Below are 21,103 nucleotides of genomic sequence, written 5' to 3' on the forward strand. Positions count from 1 at the left end.
ATTTCATATTGATAGCGTTATTTACGTGTTGTTTTTAGTTTCTTAATTGAAATATTAATCAATTGAATGCTTATATATGGCGAAGCTGTACATCAGTTGTTACAAAGCTGGTTTTAATATTTCCTTTTGCATGTAAATTAGTGCATAAAAGACGAATGTTTTATATCCCATTGCTATATCAAAACAGTTGAACGATATTTGGTATATCTCATTTTCGAGTGTCGGGGGCATAGAATGGATCAACAAGGAAAGACGTGCATTGAATTCGACTACACTAGCTTTTTAGGGGCGACAGGTAGTAAAAAATGGACCTTCTTAGAGGCATTTGCCACCATCGCGCCTATTTTCGGTTTGATGTGGAAACAGAACATTGCGGAATTGAGCAAGCCTGAAGATCGGTTGTGGGATGCCGCATTAAAATCGATGTCTTCTCGTAAAAGTGATGAATCCAATTTGGTCCGCTTAACCCAGTTAGCTAAACATGAAGGGATCAATGAATTGCGAGTCGTTATGCCATATTCGCTCGATGTTCAGCAAATCGAGTACATAGAATCTCGCAGTCAGTTGAAAGTGGACACGTCAGAACAAGATGTTCTTAACATCAAGTTTTAGGCTGAGTATTTCCACTTCATCGATGTACTACTTAACAATAGTGCAATGAAAAGCGACCTCAAAGTAGGTCGCTTTTTTATTTTGAGGTTTTTGTCACAGGTCTTGGAAGTGTGATGAATATAGAGTATTTGCACTTAAATTAACAAAAATGTAACGTTTGGAAATGCAATTGTCATAACTAGCTTCTAACTTTGTGTTTTTAGGACAAATTACCGACTAAGTGGTTGGTACTGTAAGTTCGAATTAACGTCCCTCATTGGCACACAAGGATGATTGAGTCACCACGTCATTTGGGCATAAAAACAAACACAATAAGAAAGGAAGTCAATATGTCTTTGTCTCGTCGAGACTTTATGAAAGCTGCCTCTTCAACGGCTATTGTTACCGGGCTGGTGGGCTGTGGTAGCGATGCTAGTGAGTCTGTTGCGGTTACCTTTGAGCACGGAGTGGCGAGTGGAGATCCTACTCAAACACAAGTAATCATTTGGACTCGTGTTACAACCTCAGCGAGCTACGCAGATGTAAGCTGGCAAGTTTCATCTAATGAAAATTTTACTGATATCGTACAAAGTGGCACTTTTGCCACGGACACGAGCCGAGATTTCACGGTAAAAGTCGATGTTCAAAATCTCAACGCAAATTCTCGTTACTACTATCGATTCATGGTTGGTGATGTAACTAGCGAAGTCGGGCAAACTCAAACATTACCAGAAGATGGTGTAGAAAAGGCATCCATGGCGGTTGTTTCTTGTGCAAACTATCCTGCTGGCTATTTCCATGTGTATCGAGAGATTTTAAATCAACATGAGCAAGACCCGTTTGATGTGGTGCTTCATCTCGGTGATTACATTTATGAGTATGGTGCTGGTGGCTACGCTAGTGAAGATGCTGAGGCACTAGGGCGAGAGCCAAGCAAAGGCACTGAATGTATTACCTTAGATGATTACCGAAAACGGTATGCGCAATATCGCCAAGATGCTGATCTGCAAGCGTTACATGCGAGCCTACCAATGATTGCTGTCTGGGATGATCATGAGCTTGCAAATGATACTTGGAAAAATGGTGCGGAAAACCATCAAGAAGAGGAAGGCAGTTTTAATGATCGTCGTGCAGCTGCGGCTGCCGCGTGGACAGAATGGTTGCCCGTTCGTGAAAACACTTTCTCAAACATGCTGATTTACCGTCAGTTTTCGTTTGGAAGTTTAGTCAATTTGATGATGCTCGACACGCGACTTGTGGGGCGTGATAAACCGTTGGATTACTTCTCGCTCAGCTCTCCAACGATGGAAGCGATTGGCGGTTTAGTTGCTCAGTCGCGCAGCGAAGACCGAGAGCTGTTAGGCGCTGACCAACTCGCTTGGCTGATGGATGCGTTCAGTACGCACGACGCAACTTGGAATGTGCTAGGGCAACAAGTGTTAATGTCTCGTATGGAGTTGCCAAGTTCGGTTATGGCCGCGATGTTTCAATTGTTTACTGCCACTGAAGAACAAAAAACAGAGGCGTTATTAGCAGTAAACTCTGCGATTACGGGTTACCTCTCTGACCCAAGTTCAGATACCATTGCTTTGCCATATAACCTAGATGCATGGGATGGTTACTACGTTGAGCGAGAGAAAGTTTATCAACTGGCCAAAGCCAACAGTGGTAACTTTGTCTGCTTGGCAGGAGATACGCACAACGCATGGGCAAGTGAGCTTAAAGACGTATCTAAGCATCCTATCGGGATAGAGTTTGCAACTAGCTCGGTGAGTTCCCCTGGGCTAGAGGCCTACCTAGCGTTAGATCCTGTTGCGATCGCTCAAATGGAATACACGTTGCCGCACTTAGTGTCAGAATTACAGTGGGCAGATATCAAACAGCGTGGCTTTATGCGCATTACTTTTACACCCGACAAGGCAGAGTCGACCTGGTATTTCGTATCAACGATTAAAGACAAAACATATCACGTGACGACTAAGTCAGCCTCTACAACAGATGGCGCTACGTTAAATATCGGCTAAGGTGAGCCTAATACGAAAAAAGTCCGCAGGCTAGTGCGGACTTTTATTGGAAAGCGTTTAGCTAATCTAGCGACAGTGCTAGTCAATCAATCCGTATTCTTTGCTCAGTACTTCGATGATTTCCGCTTTCGGATTCTCACTCAAATGAATCGGCTTGCCTGTAATCTTCTCGGCAATACCAATGTAGGTGCTCGAAATCGCCATCAAAGATTCGACGGGTAAAGCATTATCACGAGCGAGTGCTTCGCGCTCTGGCATACGTTCTTTGTTTAGCAAGATATCTGGGTCAGGGAAGTGGTTAAGTAGGAACTGGCGGAAACCTTCTTTTGAGTTCTCTACGATGTGACCTGCTTGGTACTCTTTAGCATCCCATATACGAGACGAGTCTGGTGTACCCACTTCATCCATGTAAATCAGCTTTTCATTGCCAGCGGCATCATGAACATAACCAAATTCGAATTTGGTATCGACAAAGATTTGGTCGATTTCTTCTAACGCTTGGCTGATAACGTTAAAGCCTTCTTTCAGCAGTTTTTCGTAGAGTGCGATATCGTCGGCACTTGAGAAGTTAAATGCTTCGTAATTGTCTACGATGTTTTGACGAGTAATATTCACGTCGTCCGCTTCTGGCACACCGGGAATGCCTTTTAGAATGCCTTTTGTTGATGGGGTCATGAGCAACTCTGGCAGTGCTTTGTCTTTTTCTAACCCTTCAGGAAGTTGGATTCCACAAAACTCGCGCTCGCCATTTGCGTAAGCGCGCCACATCGAACCCGTGATGTATTTGCGGCAGATGGCTTCTATTTTTACCGGTTTGGCTTTTTGTACAATCCAAACAAAAGGGTGAGGAATGTCTAGAATATGGCTATCTGCTAAGCCATTTTCTTTGAACAGTTTGAACCAGTGATTAGAAATCGCATTAAGCGCAGCCCCTTTACCTGGGACACCATTAAGACCACCTTCAGCATGCCAAATACAATCGAATGCAGAGATTCGGTCGCTAATTACCATGATAGCCAAAGGCGCATCTGGAGCGACATCGTATCCTTTTTCTTTGATCAGTCGGGCACTGTCTTCTTCAGTTAACCAGTAAACTGAACGAACTTTTCCGCTATGAACGGGTTTATGGGTGCGAATTGGCAGGTCGTCATTGACGGCAAGTACTTGATTAGCAAGGCTCATTGCGACATTCCTATCATCTTAATCAAACGTCAGAAAGAGAAGATATTCAGCAAAATGTGGGCGCTGAATAAATCGAATGTGGGCATCATACCAGAACTATTTTAACTCGCCAGAGAAAAAGCAAACGTTTGCCTGTTTTCTTTAATACAAAAAAAACCTCCTTAAAAAGGAGGCGAGATGCAGGATGGATAACGTCGAACTTATTAGTGGTACTTATTAACTCTGCCTTCGACGAAAAAGACTTCACACTGATAGCGCTGCGCCATGTCGCGCAACATAGATTGATTCATAAGTGCAATTTTATTTGATGCAACAACAGCACTGGCATTGCCTGATCGGATGGCTTTGATCACGATCTCGACTTCTGAAAGCTGTTGAGAAGGCTTCATTTGAATCACGTTTCTACAGCAAATATTAGAAGCAGTGAGTTGTTCAAAGTCTGGGCGAGGGCAGTCTGCTGTAAACAAAATCCATTGTTTCTGCTGCGATAAAACAGCCAGCTTAGATAGAAGCTGATCCGAAACGGCCATGGGCTGAGTTGCTTGTGCCAATACGTTGTAACGAGAGTATGTATGAGATTGACTTTGTAACTGCATCTTACTGTTCCTTTATACATGCTGTATGTATATACAGTAGTTTGTTTTGGCGACCTGATCAACCCGTTTTTCAAAAGTTATTTGCGGTTTTTCGAGAAGGAAATAAAAGGGTTTTATTTTAAATTGTTGAATTTATTTGGTTATTTTATATTTCTGATATGTCTAACATCAATTTAAAAATGTGAGATGAGTAGAAAATTGGACGAGATACATACAGGGGTTTACTACTGTATATACAGGTGTTGTTTCATGGACAGTGGTTTGTATACAGTAAGAGAGGGCTGATAACCGATGCGACGTGCTATGTAGGATAGGAGGGAATACGAGATAGAGATTGGAAATAGGGCTTGGCCGATCAAAAAAGCGCCTTAAAAGGCGCCTTTGAAAATCAGTTCCGTTGATTCCGTCTTGCTTAGCTCGCTCGTTGCAAGCGTTCGCGCATTTGCAATTCGCCTTGGTTAAATAGGCGCACGTCGATTTTCGCCATGTCGTAACAAGCTTTACATGAGTAATGGTGCTTGCCATCTAAATAATCGTGACGAGTTACAAGACTAGGTTTTTTACACCAATCACAGGTGCCTTCTTCAGTGAACATTGATTTTCTCCCCACCTAGATTAATTTGAGTCGTTAGGTGTTATTTTGCGCCGGGCATTATGGCATAAAAGCGAGACTTAAGTTAAATGTCTGTTAATTTGTTTGAGAGGGAGATCGATTGCGGCGCTTGATTATATGGGTCTAAAAGCATGCTAGCCAAAGTGTCTCGACCTGTTTTTACTGTTTTGTAACATTTTGTGAGACAAGCTTAAAGGCATGATTGAGTCGCTTCATTTCTTCTTCACTGCCTCTTGTGTCCGGATGATAAAGCTTTGATAGCTGTCTATAGCGTAGCTTTATTGCTTGTAAATCAGGGATGTGTTGTGGTGTGTAGCCAAACATGGCGCATGCGACGCTTAGCTTATGGTTCTCTGCCTGGGTTTTGGATTTCTTAAATTCTTTGAATACTTTCTCTAGCTGGCGTTTCAGTTGCTTGTTCGTAAACTCTAGCTCTTTAACTTTTGCCGCCATTCGCTGATTTTGGCTTTCCTCTTTGGCTTCACGCGCTTTTCTATTCTGCTTATGTTTCTTGATTACGAAGAAGCTTAAGCCGCTGATGATGAGTATCGCCGCTAGCCAGATCAGCCATAAAAACTGCGAGTATTCTACCTTGGGGTTTGCAACTGTGCTTTTCTCTTCTTGTGTTTGTTCAGCCTTTTTATCGAGCGACTTTATTTGCGAGACTTGTTTAGCTCGCAGTTGGTTGAAGCGCTGCTCTAACAGTTGATTATATGCTTGTTCTGCTGCTGGATTATGCTGAGAAGCCATTTGATACAAGGCTTCAGTCAATTGAGAAGTTGTGACCTTATCTTGATTGCGCTGAATAAAGTTAGCGAGAAGAAAGCCCCGATCGGTTGGGTCATTGAGTGCGATAGAGGTTAGCCAATATAACGCTTGTGTTTCATTTTTTTCGCCATTTATCCCTTTAGCAAAGTCGTTCGCGAGCTGTTTTTGCGCAGGGAGGTAACCTTGGTTGGCGGATTGCTCTAGCCAGTAGCGTGTTTCTGTTGAGGCTTCAGCTTTGTTTGATGCCAATAATTGTTGTGCGTACTCGTATTGTTCTATGGGGTCATTTGGAGCTTGAGAGGCAAGCGAGTAACCAGAAAAGCAGAGGCTAAATAAGCAGAGTAGGGCAGACGTTTTGACAGACATTGATATGTCAGGCCTAACGATTATGGTTAGGCCTGCTCCGGTAATTTTTTATTATTACCGCTATGGTGCAACCAAATTACTTCAGTGGCAAGATCTGGATTTCAACACGACGGTTGCACGCACGACCTTCAGAAGTTTGGTTTGAGCAAATTGGGTTACGTTCGCCGTAGCCACGTGCAATTGCACGACCAGGTGCAACGTTTTGAGATACTAGGAATTGACGTACGGACTCTGCACGACGCTCAGACAACGTTTGGTTGTATGACTCACTGCCCGTGCTATCAGTGTAACCGTCGATAACAAGGCTGGTATCTGGGTATTCAACCAAGATGCGAGCAACACCGCGTAGCGTATTATGAATGCTAGCATCAAGCTGGTAAGAGCTTGAAGAGAAGCCGATACCATTTTCCATACGCAGTAAAAGCTGGTTCTCACCAACACGCTGAACTTGTACACCAGAGTTTAGCAAAGCGCGACGCAATTCTGCTTCTTGTTGGTCAAAGTAGTAACCAACGCCAGCGCCAGTCGCTCCGCCTGCGGCCGCACCAATGAGTGCATGCTGACGACGTTCTTTAGCGTCATCGCCCGTTGCTAGACCGATTGCTGCACCAGCGATAGCACCAATAAGCGCGCCTTGCGTGGTTGAGTTAGTTTCGTATTCACCCGTTGTTGCATTTTGGCGTTGAGTGGCTTGACAGCCAGTAAGAGCTAGCACTAGAGCTAGTGCAATAGGCATCTTTTTCAAGGGAAAATCTCCGTATAAAACTGAGGCGAAACCATGCCTCATAATGGGATGCGAATTATGAATAAGTAAGCATTGATATTTGTTATGAGAAAGTAAGATTGATAAGAGTTTCTGTAAGAAAATTCTTATCGTTACTATCACAACTTTAAAAAGTAGGTCCCAATCACATTGGAATATTGGGACCTACGTTAATCAATTGCTGTTCTGGTTATTTCGATGGATTGCCCAACATTTTACGCGCTTGCTCGCCGCCAACACCACGGTTAACGGAGACTCTTCTACCTTTCTTTAAGCCCACTTCGTAGTCTTCGGTTAGGTTTTTCATCGCTTCTTTCAGTTGCTTCTTGAAGGTTTCGCGGTCAATGTTTTGGAATTCTTTATCAATATAATCATTGATTTTGTTGGCCGACTCTTCGTCTGGGGAAATGACTGGAAGTTTCTCTATCGCGCCCTCTACCCAACCAGATACAAATGAGTTCACGCGGCGAGTCACCTCTTGAGAAGAGGTGCCCGTACCTGCGAAGCTGTTTCGGAATTGTCCGGTACTTTCGTTCATCTCGCGATAAATAATATCGAAAGCAAATGCAGCAAAAATCGCGCGATCTGCTTCACCGATAAACTCGACACGTTTGAGCCCTTTGTGATTCAACAACACCGCTTCAACACCGAATTTAGTGTTAATGCCGCGAATCACTCGCAATATGGTAGAACTGATATTCGCTGGTAGTAGGTGGGAAGATTGTGTTTTCCCCATTCTGATAAACTCAATATCGTCTTTATCCAGACCATATTTGAGCATGAGGCGATGTGCCATTTTGATAGCATTGGCAGCCTCATTAACATTAGCGGAATTGCCCAGTTCTAAGCACTTGGCGATTTTTTTCAGAGCTTTTTGTTTATCCATCGACAACCAGTAACGAAAGCAGAAAATTTATGAAGTCAGACATATTACCTTTTTTGACATAAAAACGAAATACAAGGTGGGAGTGAAGGTGGTTTATGGACATAAAAAGAAGCCCCGCGGAAGGCGAGGCTAGGCGTTTTAGTTCGTCATAATCAGTATGAAGTCGTACTTGTGTCTAAGAAGCCATTCTTCATTAAGATTAGTTGGAATTACAACCCGAGCTGGTTGAGTAAATCATCGGCGTCATCGTTCGAACTCGACGATTTAGATTCTTTCTCAGCCATATTTTTACGTGTTGCTTCTAAAATATCGTCTGGATTTTCGTCTTCTGCGATTTCAAACTCTTCTAGTTGGATGAACTCAGTTTTGTCCATTGCCAACTCTAGGTAGAAAATGTTGTTATTTTCGGTGGAGAACGTCACTCGGCGAGCTTGAGGGCGGTCAAGGTTGGTATCCACTTGTAAGATGACTTGCTTATTCAGCGCCATCATTTTTGGCTGGTTTTGTGTGATGTTCGTTTGCAGCTCTTTACGAATTTTATTGGTGAAATCTCCAACCAGTTGGTTCATTAGTTCACCCAGAACATCTCCCACCTCGTCAGAAGTATGAGATATTGCCAGTTCTTCTTCTGGCATACCCATATTACGCATGTAGTTGGTGTAGATCTCTAATGCGGCTTTTGCCGTAAAATTAATTACGACTAGCCCGGTAAACCCGCCATCAAACAGAACAAAACAGCCAAAATCTGGCTTGAGGCTAGTCTTGTGGATTTTTTGCACCATTGCAGAGTAATTTACTTGAGAAGATGTCGCCGAAGTTAGGACGCCAGAAACAGACTGGCAAAGTTTGAGAAGGATATCTTCAGTGGTCACAATTTTATTTTTTTTCATTCTGAAAACTCATCTAGAAACGCGATTCGTTCCCCAATGTAAGGCATCAAGCGTGAAAAAATAAAGCATAAGTTTAATTATTGTATCGAGATTCTGATTTGCTCGTCTTTTTAAATGTTGTAAAGTGACGAAATTCAAAGAATATTACTTCACTTACTCTTTTGTGGTGTTTTGTTTCGCTGAACGCCAACTTGTATGAGAAGTGAGCAAATAATTACATAACCCGCAGCTGATCGGATTCAGCGTCGTAGGGGCAGGAAGCAAATGTTACCAAGATTACACTCGCAAACTGATGTCGATCCTCTTGTTCTTAGTTTTCTGAAAGAGCTTGAGCACGCCGGATTCACTGGTGATATCGAAAGCCAATATTCAAGCCGACTAGCGGTTGCCACTGACAACAGTGTTTACCAGCAACTTCCTCAGTCTGTCGTTCATCCCAAAACGACAGAAGATGTTTCTCTCCTCGGGAAACTGAGCAATAAAGAAAAGTACGAACGAATTACCTTTTCACCTCGTGGTGGCGGCACAGGGACCAATGGTCAGTCGCTAACCAAAGGTATTGTGGTGGATATGTCTCGCCACATGAACAAAGTGCTTGAGATTAATGAGAAAGAAGGCTGGGTTCGTGTACAAACTGGTGTAGTGAAAGACCAGTTAAATGATGCGGTTCGCCCTTACGGTTACTTCTTCTCTCCAGACTTATCTACCAGTAACCGTGCAACGATTGGCGGTATGGTCAACACTGATGCTTCTGGTCAAGGTTCTCTGAAATACGGAAAAACATCCGATCATGTATTGTCGCTACAAGCGGTGTTTGCTGATGGTTCAATTTTAGAGTCGGACTTGTCTCATGGTTACCCCAAAGAGGGCGAGTTTGCTGCCAAGGCGCTACGAGTAACGGAATCCGTATGTCGTGAAAAACGCCAGCAGATCGTAGATAAATTCCCTCCTCTTAACCGCTTTTTAACGGGCTACGATTTAAAAAATGCCTTGAATGAAGACGGTGACCGTTTCGACATCACACGAGTGCTGTGTGGCGCGGAAGGTTCATTGGCATTTATTACTGAAGCGAAGCTAAACCTGACGCCAATTCCGAAAGCACGTACTTTGGTTAACGTTAAATACAACAGTTTTGACTCTGCGCTGCGTAATGCACCGTTTATGGTCGAAGCGAAAGCGCTATCTGTAGAAACCGTTGACTCGAAAGTACTTAATCTCGCGAAGCAAGATATCGTCTGGCACACCGTGAGTGATTTGCTTACCGATGTTCCAAACAAAGAGATGCTTGGCATCAATATGGTGGAATACGCAGGTCAGGACGAAGAGGAAGTCGCTGCTCAGGTTGCAGCGTTGACCGTCAAGCTCGATACCATGTTGGAAACAGAAGAAGCGGGCATCATCGGCTACCAGGTTTGTAACGATGTAGCGAGCATTGGACGTATTTACAACATGCGTAAAAAAGCGGTGGGTTTGTTAGGCGCAGCAAAAGGTCGTGCTAAACCGGTCGCATTCGCTGAAGATACCTGTGTGCCACCAGAAAACCTGGCAGACTTCATTGTAGAGTTTCGAGAGCTGTTAGACAGCAAGTCTCTGAATTACGGCATGTTTGGTCACGTCGATGCCGGGGTGCTTCACGTACGTCCTGCGTTGGATTTGTGTGACCCGCACCAAGAAGCATTGATGCACGAAGTTTCTGATGAAGTGGTTAAGCTGGTGGCGAAATACGGCGGTTTGATGTGGGGTGAACACGGCAAAGGTTTCCGTTCAGAATATGGCCCTGAGTTTTTCGGTGATGAGTTGTTTACTGAGCTGAGACGTGTGAAGGCGGCATTCGATCCACACAACAAAATGAACCCGGGCAAAATCTGTACGCCGCTTGATAGTGATGCAGAGTTAGTAAAAGTCACTGATACAAAACGTGGTTACTATGACCGTCAGATTGACGTTCAAGTACGTGACAGCTTTAAGCAAGCGATGGAATGTAACGGGAACGGTTTGTGTTTTAACTACGATACCAGCTCGCCAATGTGTCCATCGATGAAAGTAACAGCTGATCGTCGTCATTCACCCAAAGGTCGTGCGGGTTTGGTTCGCGAGTGGCTGCGTCAGCTTACTGAGCAAGGTATTGATATTCTTGACTTAGAAAAGCAAACGCTAGAAAACAAAACATCAATCAAAACCATGATTGACCGTGTACGTCATTCTATCAATCGTCGTCACGAATACGATTTCTCCCACGAAGTGTATGAAGCGATGAATGGTTGTTTAGCGTGTAAAGCGTGTGCGAGCCAGTGTCCGATTAAAGTCGACGTTCCGAGTTTCCGCTCACGCTTTTTAAACATTTATCACTCTCGTTACCAACGTCCAGCAAAAGATTATCTGGTTGCGAACATAGAGACTATGCTGCCGATGATGGCGAAAGCGCCAGGTGTCGTAAACGGTGTTTTGAAGCAGTCGTGGGTCAAGAGCTTAACGGCTTCAACAGTTGGGTATGTCGATGCGCCGTTGTTATCAGTACCTACATTGAAACAACGAGTAGAGTCGCTGACAACGCCTTATGATCTGCAAGCGCTCAGCGGTTTGTCTTCGTCTGAAAAGAGCAAGCATGTTTTAATTGTTCAAGACCCATTCACTAGCTACTACGACGCCGATGTCGTAGAAGACTTCGTTAAATTATTGAAAAAGCTGGGCATGCATCCGGTGCTTCTGCCATTTCAGCCGAATGGTAAAGCACAACACATTAAAGGCTTTCTACGTCAGTTTAAGGATACAGCCGCCGATACAGCGAAGTTCTTGGCGATGGTAGCGGATCTGGATATTCCTTTAGTTGGTGTCGATCCTGCGTTGGTGCTGTGTTATCGAGATGAATACGCTGAAGTACTTGGCAGTAAGCGAGGTGATTTCGATGTACTAACGGCCCACGAATGGCTTTACCCAAGACTAGAAGCGTTTGAAAGCGGAGAGCATAAGGCGCAGGAACCTTGGTATCTGTTTGCGCACTGTACTGAAAAAACCAAAATGCCGAATGCGGAAAAAGAGTGGGGCGCTATTTTTGCTCACTTTGGTGCAGTTTTAAATACGGTTCCTGTTGGTTGTTGTGGTATGGCGGGTACGTTTGGTCACGAGGTCGATAAGTTGTCGATGTCGAAAGACATTTACAATTTAAGCTGGAAGCCAAGCTTAGATAAGTTAGATAACGAGAGATGTTTGATTACTGGCTACTCTTGCCGCAGCCAAGTGAAACGCTTTGAAGGAACAAAGCCCAAACATCCCGTTCAGGCGCTGTTAACTTTGATATAATCACATCAAATTAAGCCCAGTTTTACTGGGCTTTTTTAGAAGTCACATACAACAATTTCAAAGGATATGAATCTTGAGAAAACTTGAACTCAAAGTCCCACCTGTTGCGGTGTTTTTGTTGGTCATACTACTCATGTATGGACTGACAGTTCTGGTGCCGAGCCTGAATATTAGCGTGCCCTTTGTCGAGGTTGTGGTTGGCGGACTAACTTTGCTCTCTGGTTATATGGGCATTGCTGGTGTGTATGAATTCCATAAAGTAAAAACGACGGTTAACCCTGTAAAGCCTGACACGGCCTCTTCCGTGGTGAGAACTGGCGTATTTGCTTTTTCGCGCAACCCGATGTATATGGCGCTACTGCTTCTAATCATTGCAATTGGTTTGTGGTGGCAGCATTTGAGTGTGGTGCTTTGTGGCGTCGTATTTGTCAGTTATATGAATCGATTTCAAATCAAGCCAGAGGAACGTGTTCTAGAGCGATTGTTTGGTGAAGAGTATGTGGATTACAAAAACCACGTCCGCCGCTGGATCTAAGCATTGCGTTTAGTTTTATTTGGATGAGACATAAAAAGAAAGCCCAACGATCGACGTTGGGCTTTCTTTTAGTAAACACGTTTTTTGAGCGCTTCTGATAGGGCAGTCGATTAGGCTGCCTTAACGAACTTTGCTAGGAATGCATCCTTACGTTCATTGAAACGGCGTACAAGATCGTCAACCGCTTCTTGGTCATATGGCTTCAAGCCGCTTGCAACCATGCGCTTGATGCCTTTGCCAACGACTTCACCGTCTTCTTTGAACGCAAAGTTTAAGGTGACTACCCCACGTTTGCCTTCCACGTCGAACGTTGCGCCAGTGAAATCCACTTCAGGATGCGTAAGGTCTAAGCGTGAAAATTCAACTTCCATGCTTTCATAAATAACCAATGGACGTTGGCAGTTGATCATCATTTGCTTCTCTTCCATAAGAGGAACCATGATGTGAGGGAAGTTCATGCCAGAGAATTGCACGTAATTTGTTACGACATGCTCAATAAATGCGGGATCGTGGTTAGTCTCACCTTCACGGGACATGTGTAAGTATTCTTTACCGGCCTCGTCAACAACGGCGCTTTCTTTTTCACACTTATTTTCAATATGAAGTGCTACACCATCGTTTACCATGCCAGAGAAGTTAAAACGCATCTTTTGGCTGACGCCTTCTTTACTAAGAAGCACTGCGAAAAGTAAGTCCCCAGGGACACAAAAGCGTTTGTTGTCTTCATCGTGGATTGGGTTGTAGTCACCTGCGACACGTTTTGCAAAGTGGCTTGCTTGTTCGCGAGTGAACTGAAACTGGTGATTAGTGTTTGAAAAATAAGGTGTTAGAAACATAATTTTTACGTAGTAACCAAAACTGTGTGGGATTATATGCGAATATCTGCGTAGCAATGGTCCATCCAGTGAAAACTTCACCGTATCCTAACAATAAGACACTATTTCGGCGGATAAATCGTTAAAAACGCATACTTTAGCAACGCTTTTATTTGTGAAAGCAATAAACAGCGACTTTATTACGTCGGCTATTTTTAAAAGTATAGCAATAACAATATGCAAGTGTTCATAAAGATCGCTGGGAATACGTTTAATGAGGAGATAAAAAAGCTCCACGCTAAACGTGGAGCCTTCAAATTATCATCCGGTTTTTAGATTAAGTGCTGGTAATGCTGGATTACTGAACACTTGGTAACAGGCTCTCTGGCATGAGCGTGTTGTGGATAGCCAGCTTAAGCAGAGTATTGGCCTGTTCAATGTCCGGCGCAAAGTAGCGATCTTTATCGTAGAACGATACTTTTTCACGCAACATTTGTTTGGCAATCTCGATACGCTCAGAAGACTTGTTTGGTGCTCTAAAGTCTAGGCCTTGTGCTGCTGAGAGGTATTCGACCGCCAGAATGCCGCGAGTGTTTTCTCCCATTTCTTTCAATCTGCGAGCCGCGAAGGTTGCCATTGAAACGTGATCTTCTTGGTTTGCTGATGTTGGCAAGCTGTCTACTGACGCTGGGTGAGCGAGCGTTTTGTTTTCGCTTGCTAGCGCAGCAGAGGTGACTTGGGCAATCATGAAACCAGAGTTCACACCGCCATTATCAACTAAGAACGGTGGTAATTTTGATAATGCGCTATCGATAAGCAATGCCATACGACGTTCAGACAGGCTGCCTATCTCAGCAATCGCCAGTGCTAGGTTGTCAGCTGCCATTGCAACAGGCTCAGCGTGGAAGTTACCGCCAGAGATGATGTCGTCATCTTCAGCAAACACCAACGGGTTATCTGATACGGAGTTTGCTTCTACTTGCAATACTTCTGCAGCGTTGCGGATTTGCTGCAAACACGCCCCCATTACTTGAGGCTGACAGCGCAACGAATACGGGTCTTGCACTTTTTCACAGTTAGTATGCGAATCACCAATGTCACTTGATGTATCCAATAGATGACGGTAGGCCAGTGCTGCGTCCATTTGGCTGCGATGACCACGTACACGGTGAATGCGTGGATCGAATGGACGTCGGCTGCCGAGAGCGGCTTCGACAGACATTGCGCCACATACTGTAGCCGAAGCGAAAAGATCTTCCGCGATAAACAGACCTTCTAATGCGAACGCTGTTGATGCCTGGGTACCATTTAGCAGCGCTAAGCCTTCTTTCGGTGCCAGAGTTATGGGTTCTAGACCTGCGATTTTTAACGCTTCTTGCCCAGAAATGATGTTACCGTTGTGACGAGCTTGTCCTTCACCTAGTAATACTGTGCTCATATGGGCCAGAGGAGCTAAGTCACCTGATGCGCCAACAGAGCCCTTTTTAGGTACGCAAGGGTAAACTTGTGCATTAACTAGATCGGTCAGCATATTAATGACTTTTAGGCGAATACCAGAAAAACCACGAGACAGACTATTGATTTTTAATACCATCATCAGACGAACCGTTTCATCTGACATAAACTCACCGATACCTGCCGCATGAGAAAGAACGATACTGCGTTGCAGTGTTTCTAAATCTTCTGGTGCTATTCGTGTGTTAGCCAATAGTCCAAAACCAGTGTTAATTCCGTAAACCGTTCGATCTTCCGCGATGACTCGGTCTACGACCTGTGTGCTTTCTTCAATGGCCGGAATGGCTTCAGGATCCAAAGTAAGGTTGACTGGTGAACGGCTCACTTGGCGTAGTTCGTTTAAGCTAATATGACCTGGCTTTAGCGTTAAATTTAACATCTCTTTCATCCTTACTTGAGCTTCTTCAGTTCTTCGTTGAGCATTGGCAAATCTAGCCCTTGCTCTGCTGCACATTGTTTAGCAATATCGTATCCCGCATCAGCATGACGCATCACGCCTGTTGCTGGGTCGTTATGCAGCACGCGGGCAATACGTTTTGAGGCATCTTCACTGCCGTCACAGCAGATAACCATACCTGAGTGTTGCGAGAAGCCCATACCTACGCCACCACCGTGGTGCAGTGAAACCCAAGTTGCGCCGCCCGCCGTATTGAGTAGTGCGTTTAATAGTGGCCAGTCTGATACGGCGTCAGAACCGTCCATCATGCCTTCTGTTTCTCGGTTCGGGCTTGCTACGGAGCCAGAGTCTAAGTGGTCACGACCTATGACAACAGGCGCCTTAAGTTCGCCATTTTTCACCATTTCATTGAATGCTTGACCAAGACGCTCACGATCTTTCAGGCCAACCCAGCAAATACGTGCAGGTAAACCTTGGAACTGAATGCGCTCGCGCGCCATATCTAGCCAGTTATGTAAGTGCGGATTATCTGGAATTAGCTCTTTTACTTTTTGGTCGGTTTTATAGATGTCCTCAGGATCGCCAGAGAGAGCAGCCCAACGGAAAGGACCAATACCTTCGCAGAACAATGGACGAATGTAGGCTGGAACGAAGCCAGGGAAATCAAATGCGTTTTCTACGCCTTCTTCCAAGGCCATCTGGCGGATGTTGTTACCGTAGTCGAGTGTTGCGGCGCCGCGATTTTGTAGTTCTAGCATGGCTTGAACTTGCACTGCCATGGATTTTTTGGCTGCTTTAACAACCATTGCTTCATCTTGCAAACGCATTTCTGCAGCGTGAGACATGCTCCAGCCTTGTGGTAAGTAGCCATTGAGCGGGTCGTGTGCAGATGTTTGGTCTGTTACTACATCAGGCGTGATATTACGTTCTACCAACTCAGAGAAAACGTCTGCTGCATTACCTAGTAGACCAACCGATACTGGTGTGTCCGATTCTTTGATGATAGCAAGCGCCTCATCCAAAGATGTCGCTTTCTTATCGACATAGCCTGTACGTAAGCGGTAATCGATACGTGATTCATCACACTCTACTGCAATCATGGAGAAGCCCGCCATTGTACCAGCTAGAGGCTGAGCACCACCCATACCACCAAGACCGCCAGTTAGAATCCATCGGCCTTTTGCTTCGCCGTCAAAGTGCTTTTTCGTAACAGACACGAATGTTTCGTATGTGCCTTGGACGATGCCTTGTGAGCCAATGTATATCCAGCTGCCAGCGGTCATTTGGCCGTACATCATCAAGCCTTGTTTATCGAGCTCGTTGAAGTGTTCCCAGTTTGCCCAATGAGGAACGAGGTTTGAGTTTGCGATAAGCACGCGTGGGGCGTTTTTATGGGTAGGGAAAACACCAACAGGCTTGCCTGATTGAACTAAAAGCGTTTGGTCATCTTCGAGTCTTTCAAGTACTTCAACAATCTTGTCGTAACATTCCCAGTTTCGTGCCGCACGGCCAATGCCGCCATATACAACCAGCGAATGTGGATGTTCTGCAACATCAGGATCGAGGTTGTTCATCAGCATACGAAGAGGGGCTTCGGTTAGCCAAGATTTTGCGCGCAGTTTATCTCCGTGAGGTGCACGAATTGTTCTGCTTGTATCAAGTCGTGGATCTTGTCCCTGGCGCTGTGTCATTTCAGACTCCTTTAGTTTCTCGTGATGACCAAGTACTTGCTTGGTCGTAATAATAAGTGGCATCTAGGATGCGTTATGGTTTGTGTTGCTTTTCCGCCATCGCGTTGGCGATATCCCAACACAAACGGGCAGCTAAGCGTGCAGTTTGACTATCGACGTCATAATTAGGGTTGTATTCGGCGATACCAGCCAGCATGAGCTTATTTTTGTAATGAAGAATTCGATCTAAAAAGGGGGCAATAGTGTCGTAACTAACTCCCCGAGCTGCTGGTGCGCTGACCCCAGGTGCGGTTGCCGCAGGAAATACATCCAGATCAATGGTCAAATAGAGGTAGTCACAGTCGTCAATAAAATGTTGAAGCTGGGTTAAGTGATAACTGTGGTTTAGGTAGCAAAGCTGATTGTCTTCTACATACCAAACATTTAACGCATCTGCTTTTTCAAACAGCGCTTTAGTGTTGCTACTGCGGCTTACGCCAATGCAAGCGTAATGAAAGTCCCAATCATTGCGTTGGCAAAAATGATGAATTTGGTTGAAGGGGGTGCCAGAGCTTGGTTTGATGTCGGCGATGCTGCTCTCGAATGCGCGTAAATCGAAATGCGCATCGAAATTTATGATACCGATTTTAGGCTTCTTCTCTGGATAGTGCGCTTTAAAATACTCCGCTAAGCCGGAAAACGAGGCCCACGCAATCTCATGCCCGCCACCTAACACGATGACAGGCGTATGAGGTAGTGCGCTTGAAATGGTTGCCGCACATAGAGATTGGCTCTCTTCCAGTAAGTCGTCTTCGCACACCACGGTGCCTAAGTCATATAGTGGGACGTCTTGGTGCCATGCTAAATTAGCGAGTGCTCGTCGGATTAGATCTGGCGCTTTTTTCGCACCAATGCGTCCTTTGTTTCTGGCTACGCCAGCGTCGGTAGCAAAACCCAGTAATGAGACGCCATGCGCAACTGCCCCTAACTCATCTGCTTTCTGGCGTTGAACCACGTGATGAATTCGCTGACCAAGTTTGCCGTCCTCGGCATCATGACGGCCTTGCCAATGAAATAGGGGAGAGTGTAAGTCGAATTGAGACATATTATTGGCCTCCGTGTGAAATGTATTCACCATTTACTATACGACCTACCAGACGTTTTGCTCCGACTTGATAGCTTAAATCAGCAGGGCTTTCGATATCCCAGATAGAGAAGTCCGCATCAAACCCTACTTTGATGGTGCCACGTGAGTTTTGATAACCCAGAGCTTTGGCTGCATGTTGCGTTACACCACGCAGTGCTTCTTGCGGTGTAAGGCGAAATAGTGTGCACGCCATATTCAGCATGAGTGTGAGATCAGAAAACGGTGATGTACCTGGGTTGACGTCCGTAGCAATTGCCATCGGCACGTTATGCTCTCTCAACAACTCAATCGGTGGTAACTGAGTTTCTCTTAGAAAATAAAAAGCGCCAGGCAATAGAGTGGCGACAGTGTTTGAGCGAGCAAGTGCTTTAACACCTTGCTCATCTAAAAACTCGATGTGATCCGCTGACAGACCGTTGTATTGCGCAGTGAGGGCTGTACCACCGAGATTCGAAAGTTGCTCTGTATGCCCTTTAACCTTTAAGCCGTGGCGTTTTGCAGCTACAAACACTTTTTCTGTTTGTTCAAGATTGAAACCAATCGATTCACAAAAAACATCGACACTCGTGGCTAATTCTTCCTTTGCGACAACAGGGATTATGTCCTGACAAATGTGCTCAATATAGTCATCTGCACGGCCTTGGAACTCAGGCGGAATGGCGTGAGCGGCAAGAAGTGTAGTGGTGATTTTAACTTTGCGCTCTTGTTCAAGCATTTTGGCTGCACGGAGCATTTTTACTTCGTCATTCAGTGTCAATCCGTAGCCTGATTTCACTTCGACAGAAGTGACGCCGCTCGCGAGTAGCCCGTCTAAACGTGGCAACGCTAACTCAACTAATTGCGCTTCGGTTGCTGAACGCGTCGCATGCACCGTTGAAAGTATCCCACCGCCTTGTTTGGAAATTTCTTGATATGGCACGCCGTTTAAGCGCATTTCAAATTCGTTGGCACGATTGCCCGCATAAATAAGATGAGTGTGGCAGTCGATCAAACCTGGCAGAACTAACTTGCCTTGAAGGTCGATACTCTGAGCGTAATGTTGGGTAGACAGCAGAGACTCGGTTTGCGGTTCGTCTTCACCAATTGCACAGGTGCTGATCGCAACGATTTTTCCAGATTGAATGCCAATACGAGCAGGAGAAGTTGGCAGATAACCGCGCTCTCCCGACTGCATGGTGACCAGACGTGCGTTTTCAATCAGCAAATCCATTTTTGTGTCCCTGTGTTTATTTGTATTATTAAATGTATATACAAATAAATAGAGCAAAATAAGGACACTGACAAGATTGATGTTGCTAAAATGTGATCAAAACGTAGATCTAGAGGACCGATCTTGTCATTAAATGAGCACTTTTGAGCTCAGCTTATATTTGTTACCAGGGTGATAAAGTAGGGCGGTACTGACTAACTTATCTTGGCTCCACGTTCTGCGATTCAAGAGAAGGCAAGGCTCATTGGCTTGCATTTTTAAGTCTTGCTTAATACGGCCGTCAGGCACAATTGCCTCTACAGTATGTTCAATAGCGTTGAGTGGGCAATTATCTGACAGGTATTGATTCGGAGTGATTTGTGTGAAGTCTTGATTTAAATAACTCGGGGCATATTGGCTGTTCACCCAGCGGAGTTCTAATTGAATAGGCGTTTGGTCTTCATAGTGAATGATTTCACTGTAAAACACCGTTGTGCCAAGCATGACGCCGAGTTTTGTCGCAATGCTGTCATCTGCTTTTATGGCAACTTGTTTGAGCACTTTACTGCTATATTGTCGCCCTCGGTCGCTGACTTCTTCGGCAATGTTTCGAATGTCTAACAGAGGAGATTCTGACTTTTCACCAGGATCACACACAAACGTACCTAAGCGTGGGCGACGTTGTAATCGGCCCTCATTAACTAAGTCCCGAATTGCTTTGTTCACTGTCATTCTACTGACACCAAATTGCTCGGTAAGCTCAATCTCTGTGGCGATACGATGACCGACTATCCACTCTCCAGCATCAATTTTATCGAGGATAAATTGTTTGATTTGAATGTAGAGTGGTGCAGACATAATGGTTCCCTTTTATTTGACTATACAAATACTGCTTAATTTAGGTACAAATTGCAAACATTTCTCGACGAACGCCCCCACTTAGTGAAAGAACAATCCTATTGTGGGGCTGAATGACTCTTGCTGCTGAGTATTATTTGGATTGATGATGGAATTCGAACATTTTCTTGTGGTCTATTGCTTGCAGAGTATAAAACAATTGTGTAAACAAACGATTATGAGAAGAAAAGTCGCTAAAAAGGAAAAACATGTTTAAAAAATTGAAAGCATCACTGGGGATCGGTTCTGCAAAAGTAGATACGATTTTAGACGAAATGAGCGTGTTTCAAGGAGCGACGCTGAAAGGGCATGTTCATATCAAAGGCGGAGACGTCGAACAACAAATTGATGCTATTACTATTAAGTTGAACACAGAGATGAAAGTCGAAGTGGATGATAGCGTAAGTTACCAAACGTTCACTATTGATCAGCTGAAGGCGGTAGACCCCTTTGTGATTCAACCTAATGAAGAGAAGCAGATTCCGTTTGAGCTAAAACTGCATGATGAAACGCCAATTACTGCGGTTAGCGCACTTAAGAATCAATGCCATGTTTGGGTTGAAACGACGTTAGATATTGATTTTGCGATTGACCCGCGTGACCGTGACTATATTGAAGTGAAACCACTACCAGTAGCATCTCGCGTTATTCAAGCGATCGAGCAAGCTGGTTTCACTATGGTTAAAGCCGATGTTGAAAAAGGCTTTTTGCGCGGTGGCTCGTTTGCTTCTCGCTCTGGAATTTATCAAGAGCTAGAGTTCCGAAATAACGGCTTTATCTCATCAAAAGAAATTGAGCTTTCTTTTATTCTGGAAGGGCAGGTCATGCATTGTTTGGCGGAGATTGACCGTTCGCTCAGCTTGGTTGGTGACCAATATCGCTCGTTTACGTTGCCGATCAATGCAACTGATGCTCAAGTCGCTGCCGCGGTTGCACCAACGCTAAATCTATAGTTCTCA

At 44.7% G+C, this 21,103-nt stretch carries 18 protein-coding genes; 5 read left to right on the forward strand and 13 right to left on the reverse strand.

The window, feature by feature from the left end; genetic code table 11:
• Positions 1–234 precede the first annotated feature (234 nt).
• Complete coding sequence (locus P4S59_RS06520; protein ID WP_005377965.1) at positions 235–612, forward strand: hypothetical protein; 378 nt, start codon at positions 235–237, stop codon at positions 610–612.
• Positions 613–941: 329 nt separating this feature from the next.
• Positions 942–2,615, forward strand: a complete 1,674-nt coding sequence (locus P4S59_RS06525; RefSeq protein WP_337168113.1) for an alkaline phosphatase D family protein — start codon at positions 942–944, stop codon at positions 2,613–2,615.
• A gap of 78 nt (positions 2,616–2,693) precedes the next feature.
• On the opposite strand, the gene P4S59_RS06530 is transcribed toward P4S59_RS06525, so the two are convergent.
• From P4S59_RS06530 to P4S59_RS06560, 7 genes are all read right to left on the reverse strand, one after another.
• A complete protein-coding gene (locus tag P4S59_RS06530; RefSeq protein ID WP_006742604.1) occupies positions 2,694–3,797 on the reverse strand; it encodes a phosphoribosylaminoimidazolesuccinocarboxamide synthase in 1,104 nt (367 codons plus the stop codon).
• Between the two features lie 203 nt (positions 3,798–4,000).
• The gene (locus P4S59_RS06535) at positions 4,001–4,393 is read right to left on the reverse strand and encodes a SulA-like leucine-rich domain-containing protein (protein ID WP_048626264.1); all 393 of its coding nucleotides are present in this window, start codon (positions 4,391–4,393) and stop codon (positions 4,001–4,003) included.
• Positions 4,394–4,805: 412 nt separating this feature from the next.
• Positions 4,806–4,988, reverse strand: coding sequence for a hypothetical protein (locus tag P4S59_RS06540; protein WP_005377960.1), 183 nt, complete (start codon positions 4,986–4,988; stop codon positions 4,806–4,808).
• Between the two features lie 177 nt (positions 4,989–5,165).
• Positions 5,166–6,140: a J domain-containing protein gene (locus P4S59_RS06545; protein WP_085343154.1), complete on the reverse strand. Its 975-nt coding sequence runs from the start codon at positions 6,138–6,140 to the stop codon at positions 5,166–5,168.
• A gap of 76 nt (positions 6,141–6,216) precedes the next feature.
• On the reverse strand, positions 6,217–6,876 hold the full coding sequence (locus tag P4S59_RS06550) for an OmpA family protein (RefSeq protein ID WP_005377956.1): 660 nt from the start codon (positions 6,874–6,876) through the stop codon (positions 6,217–6,219).
• Between the two features lie 217 nt (positions 6,877–7,093).
• On the reverse strand, positions 7,094–7,789 hold the full coding sequence (locus tag P4S59_RS06555) for a DUF2786 domain-containing protein (RefSeq protein ID WP_005395879.1): 696 nt from the start codon (positions 7,787–7,789) through the stop codon (positions 7,094–7,096).
• 209 nt (positions 7,790–7,998) lie between these two features.
• A complete protein-coding gene (locus P4S59_RS06560; RefSeq protein ID WP_006742601.1) occupies positions 7,999–8,679 on the reverse strand; it encodes a DUF3334 family protein in 681 nt (226 codons plus the stop codon).
• Positions 8,680–8,943: 264 nt separating this feature from the next.
• Here P4S59_RS06560 and ydiJ point away from each other — a divergent pair, with 264 nt between their 5' ends.
• Positions 8,944–11,979 (forward strand): D-2-hydroxyglutarate dehydrogenase YdiJ, encoded by a 3,036-nt coding sequence (gene ydiJ, locus P4S59_RS06565; protein ID WP_337168114.1) that lies wholly within the window; start codon positions 8,944–8,946, stop codon positions 11,977–11,979.
• Between the two features lie 73 nt (positions 11,980–12,052).
• Complete coding sequence (locus P4S59_RS06570) at positions 12,053–12,514, forward strand: methyltransferase family protein (protein ID WP_005395882.1); 462 nt, start codon at positions 12,053–12,055, stop codon at positions 12,512–12,514.
• 110 nt (positions 12,515–12,624) lie between these two features.
• Here the strand turns inward: P4S59_RS06570 and P4S59_RS06575 are convergent, their stop codons facing one another.
• The 6 genes from P4S59_RS06575 to hutC form a co-directional block, all read right to left on the reverse strand.
• On the reverse strand, positions 12,625–13,350 hold the full coding sequence (locus P4S59_RS06575; RefSeq protein ID WP_005395883.1) for a DUF3581 domain-containing protein: 726 nt from the start codon (positions 13,348–13,350) through the stop codon (positions 12,625–12,627).
• 337 nt (positions 13,351–13,687) lie between these two features.
• On the reverse strand, positions 13,688–15,223 hold the full coding sequence (gene hutH, locus P4S59_RS06580; protein ID WP_012841910.1) for a histidine ammonia-lyase: 1,536 nt from the start codon (positions 15,221–15,223) through the stop codon (positions 13,688–13,690).
• An 11-nt stretch (positions 15,224–15,234) separates the two neighbouring features.
• Positions 15,235–16,932, reverse strand: coding sequence for a urocanate hydratase (gene hutU, locus P4S59_RS06585; RefSeq protein WP_337168115.1), 1,698 nt, complete (start codon positions 16,930–16,932; stop codon positions 15,235–15,237).
• Positions 16,933–17,005: 73 nt separating this feature from the next.
• Positions 17,006–18,016 carry a formimidoylglutamase gene (gene hutG, locus P4S59_RS06590; protein WP_337168116.1) on the reverse strand — a complete coding sequence of 337 codons (1,011 nt, stop codon included), beginning with the start codon at positions 18,014–18,016 and terminating at the stop codon, positions 17,006–17,008.
• 1 nt (position 18,017) lies between these two features.
• The gene (gene hutI / locus P4S59_RS06595; protein ID WP_337168117.1) at positions 18,018–19,268 is read right to left on the reverse strand and encodes an imidazolonepropionase; all 1,251 of its coding nucleotides are present in this window, start codon (positions 19,266–19,268) and stop codon (positions 18,018–18,020) included.
• A gap of 129 nt (positions 19,269–19,397) precedes the next feature.
• Positions 19,398–20,105 carry a histidine utilization repressor gene (gene hutC / locus P4S59_RS06600; RefSeq protein WP_046874833.1) on the reverse strand — a complete coding sequence of 236 codons (708 nt, stop codon included), beginning with the start codon at positions 20,103–20,105 and terminating at the stop codon, positions 19,398–19,400.
• 248 nt (positions 20,106–20,353) lie between these two features.
• Between hutC and P4S59_RS06605 the strand changes: the two genes are divergently transcribed.
• Positions 20,354–21,097 (forward strand): sporulation protein, encoded by a 744-nt coding sequence (locus P4S59_RS06605; protein WP_337168118.1) that lies wholly within the window; start codon positions 20,354–20,356, stop codon positions 21,095–21,097.
• Positions 21,098–21,103 lie beyond the last annotated feature (6 nt).

Origin of the sequence: Vibrio sp. M60_M70 (assembly GCF_037162085.1) — a bacterium.
In the GTDB taxonomy this organism is placed as follows: Bacteria; Pseudomonadota; Gammaproteobacteria; order Enterobacterales; family Vibrionaceae; genus Vibrio; species Vibrio diabolicus.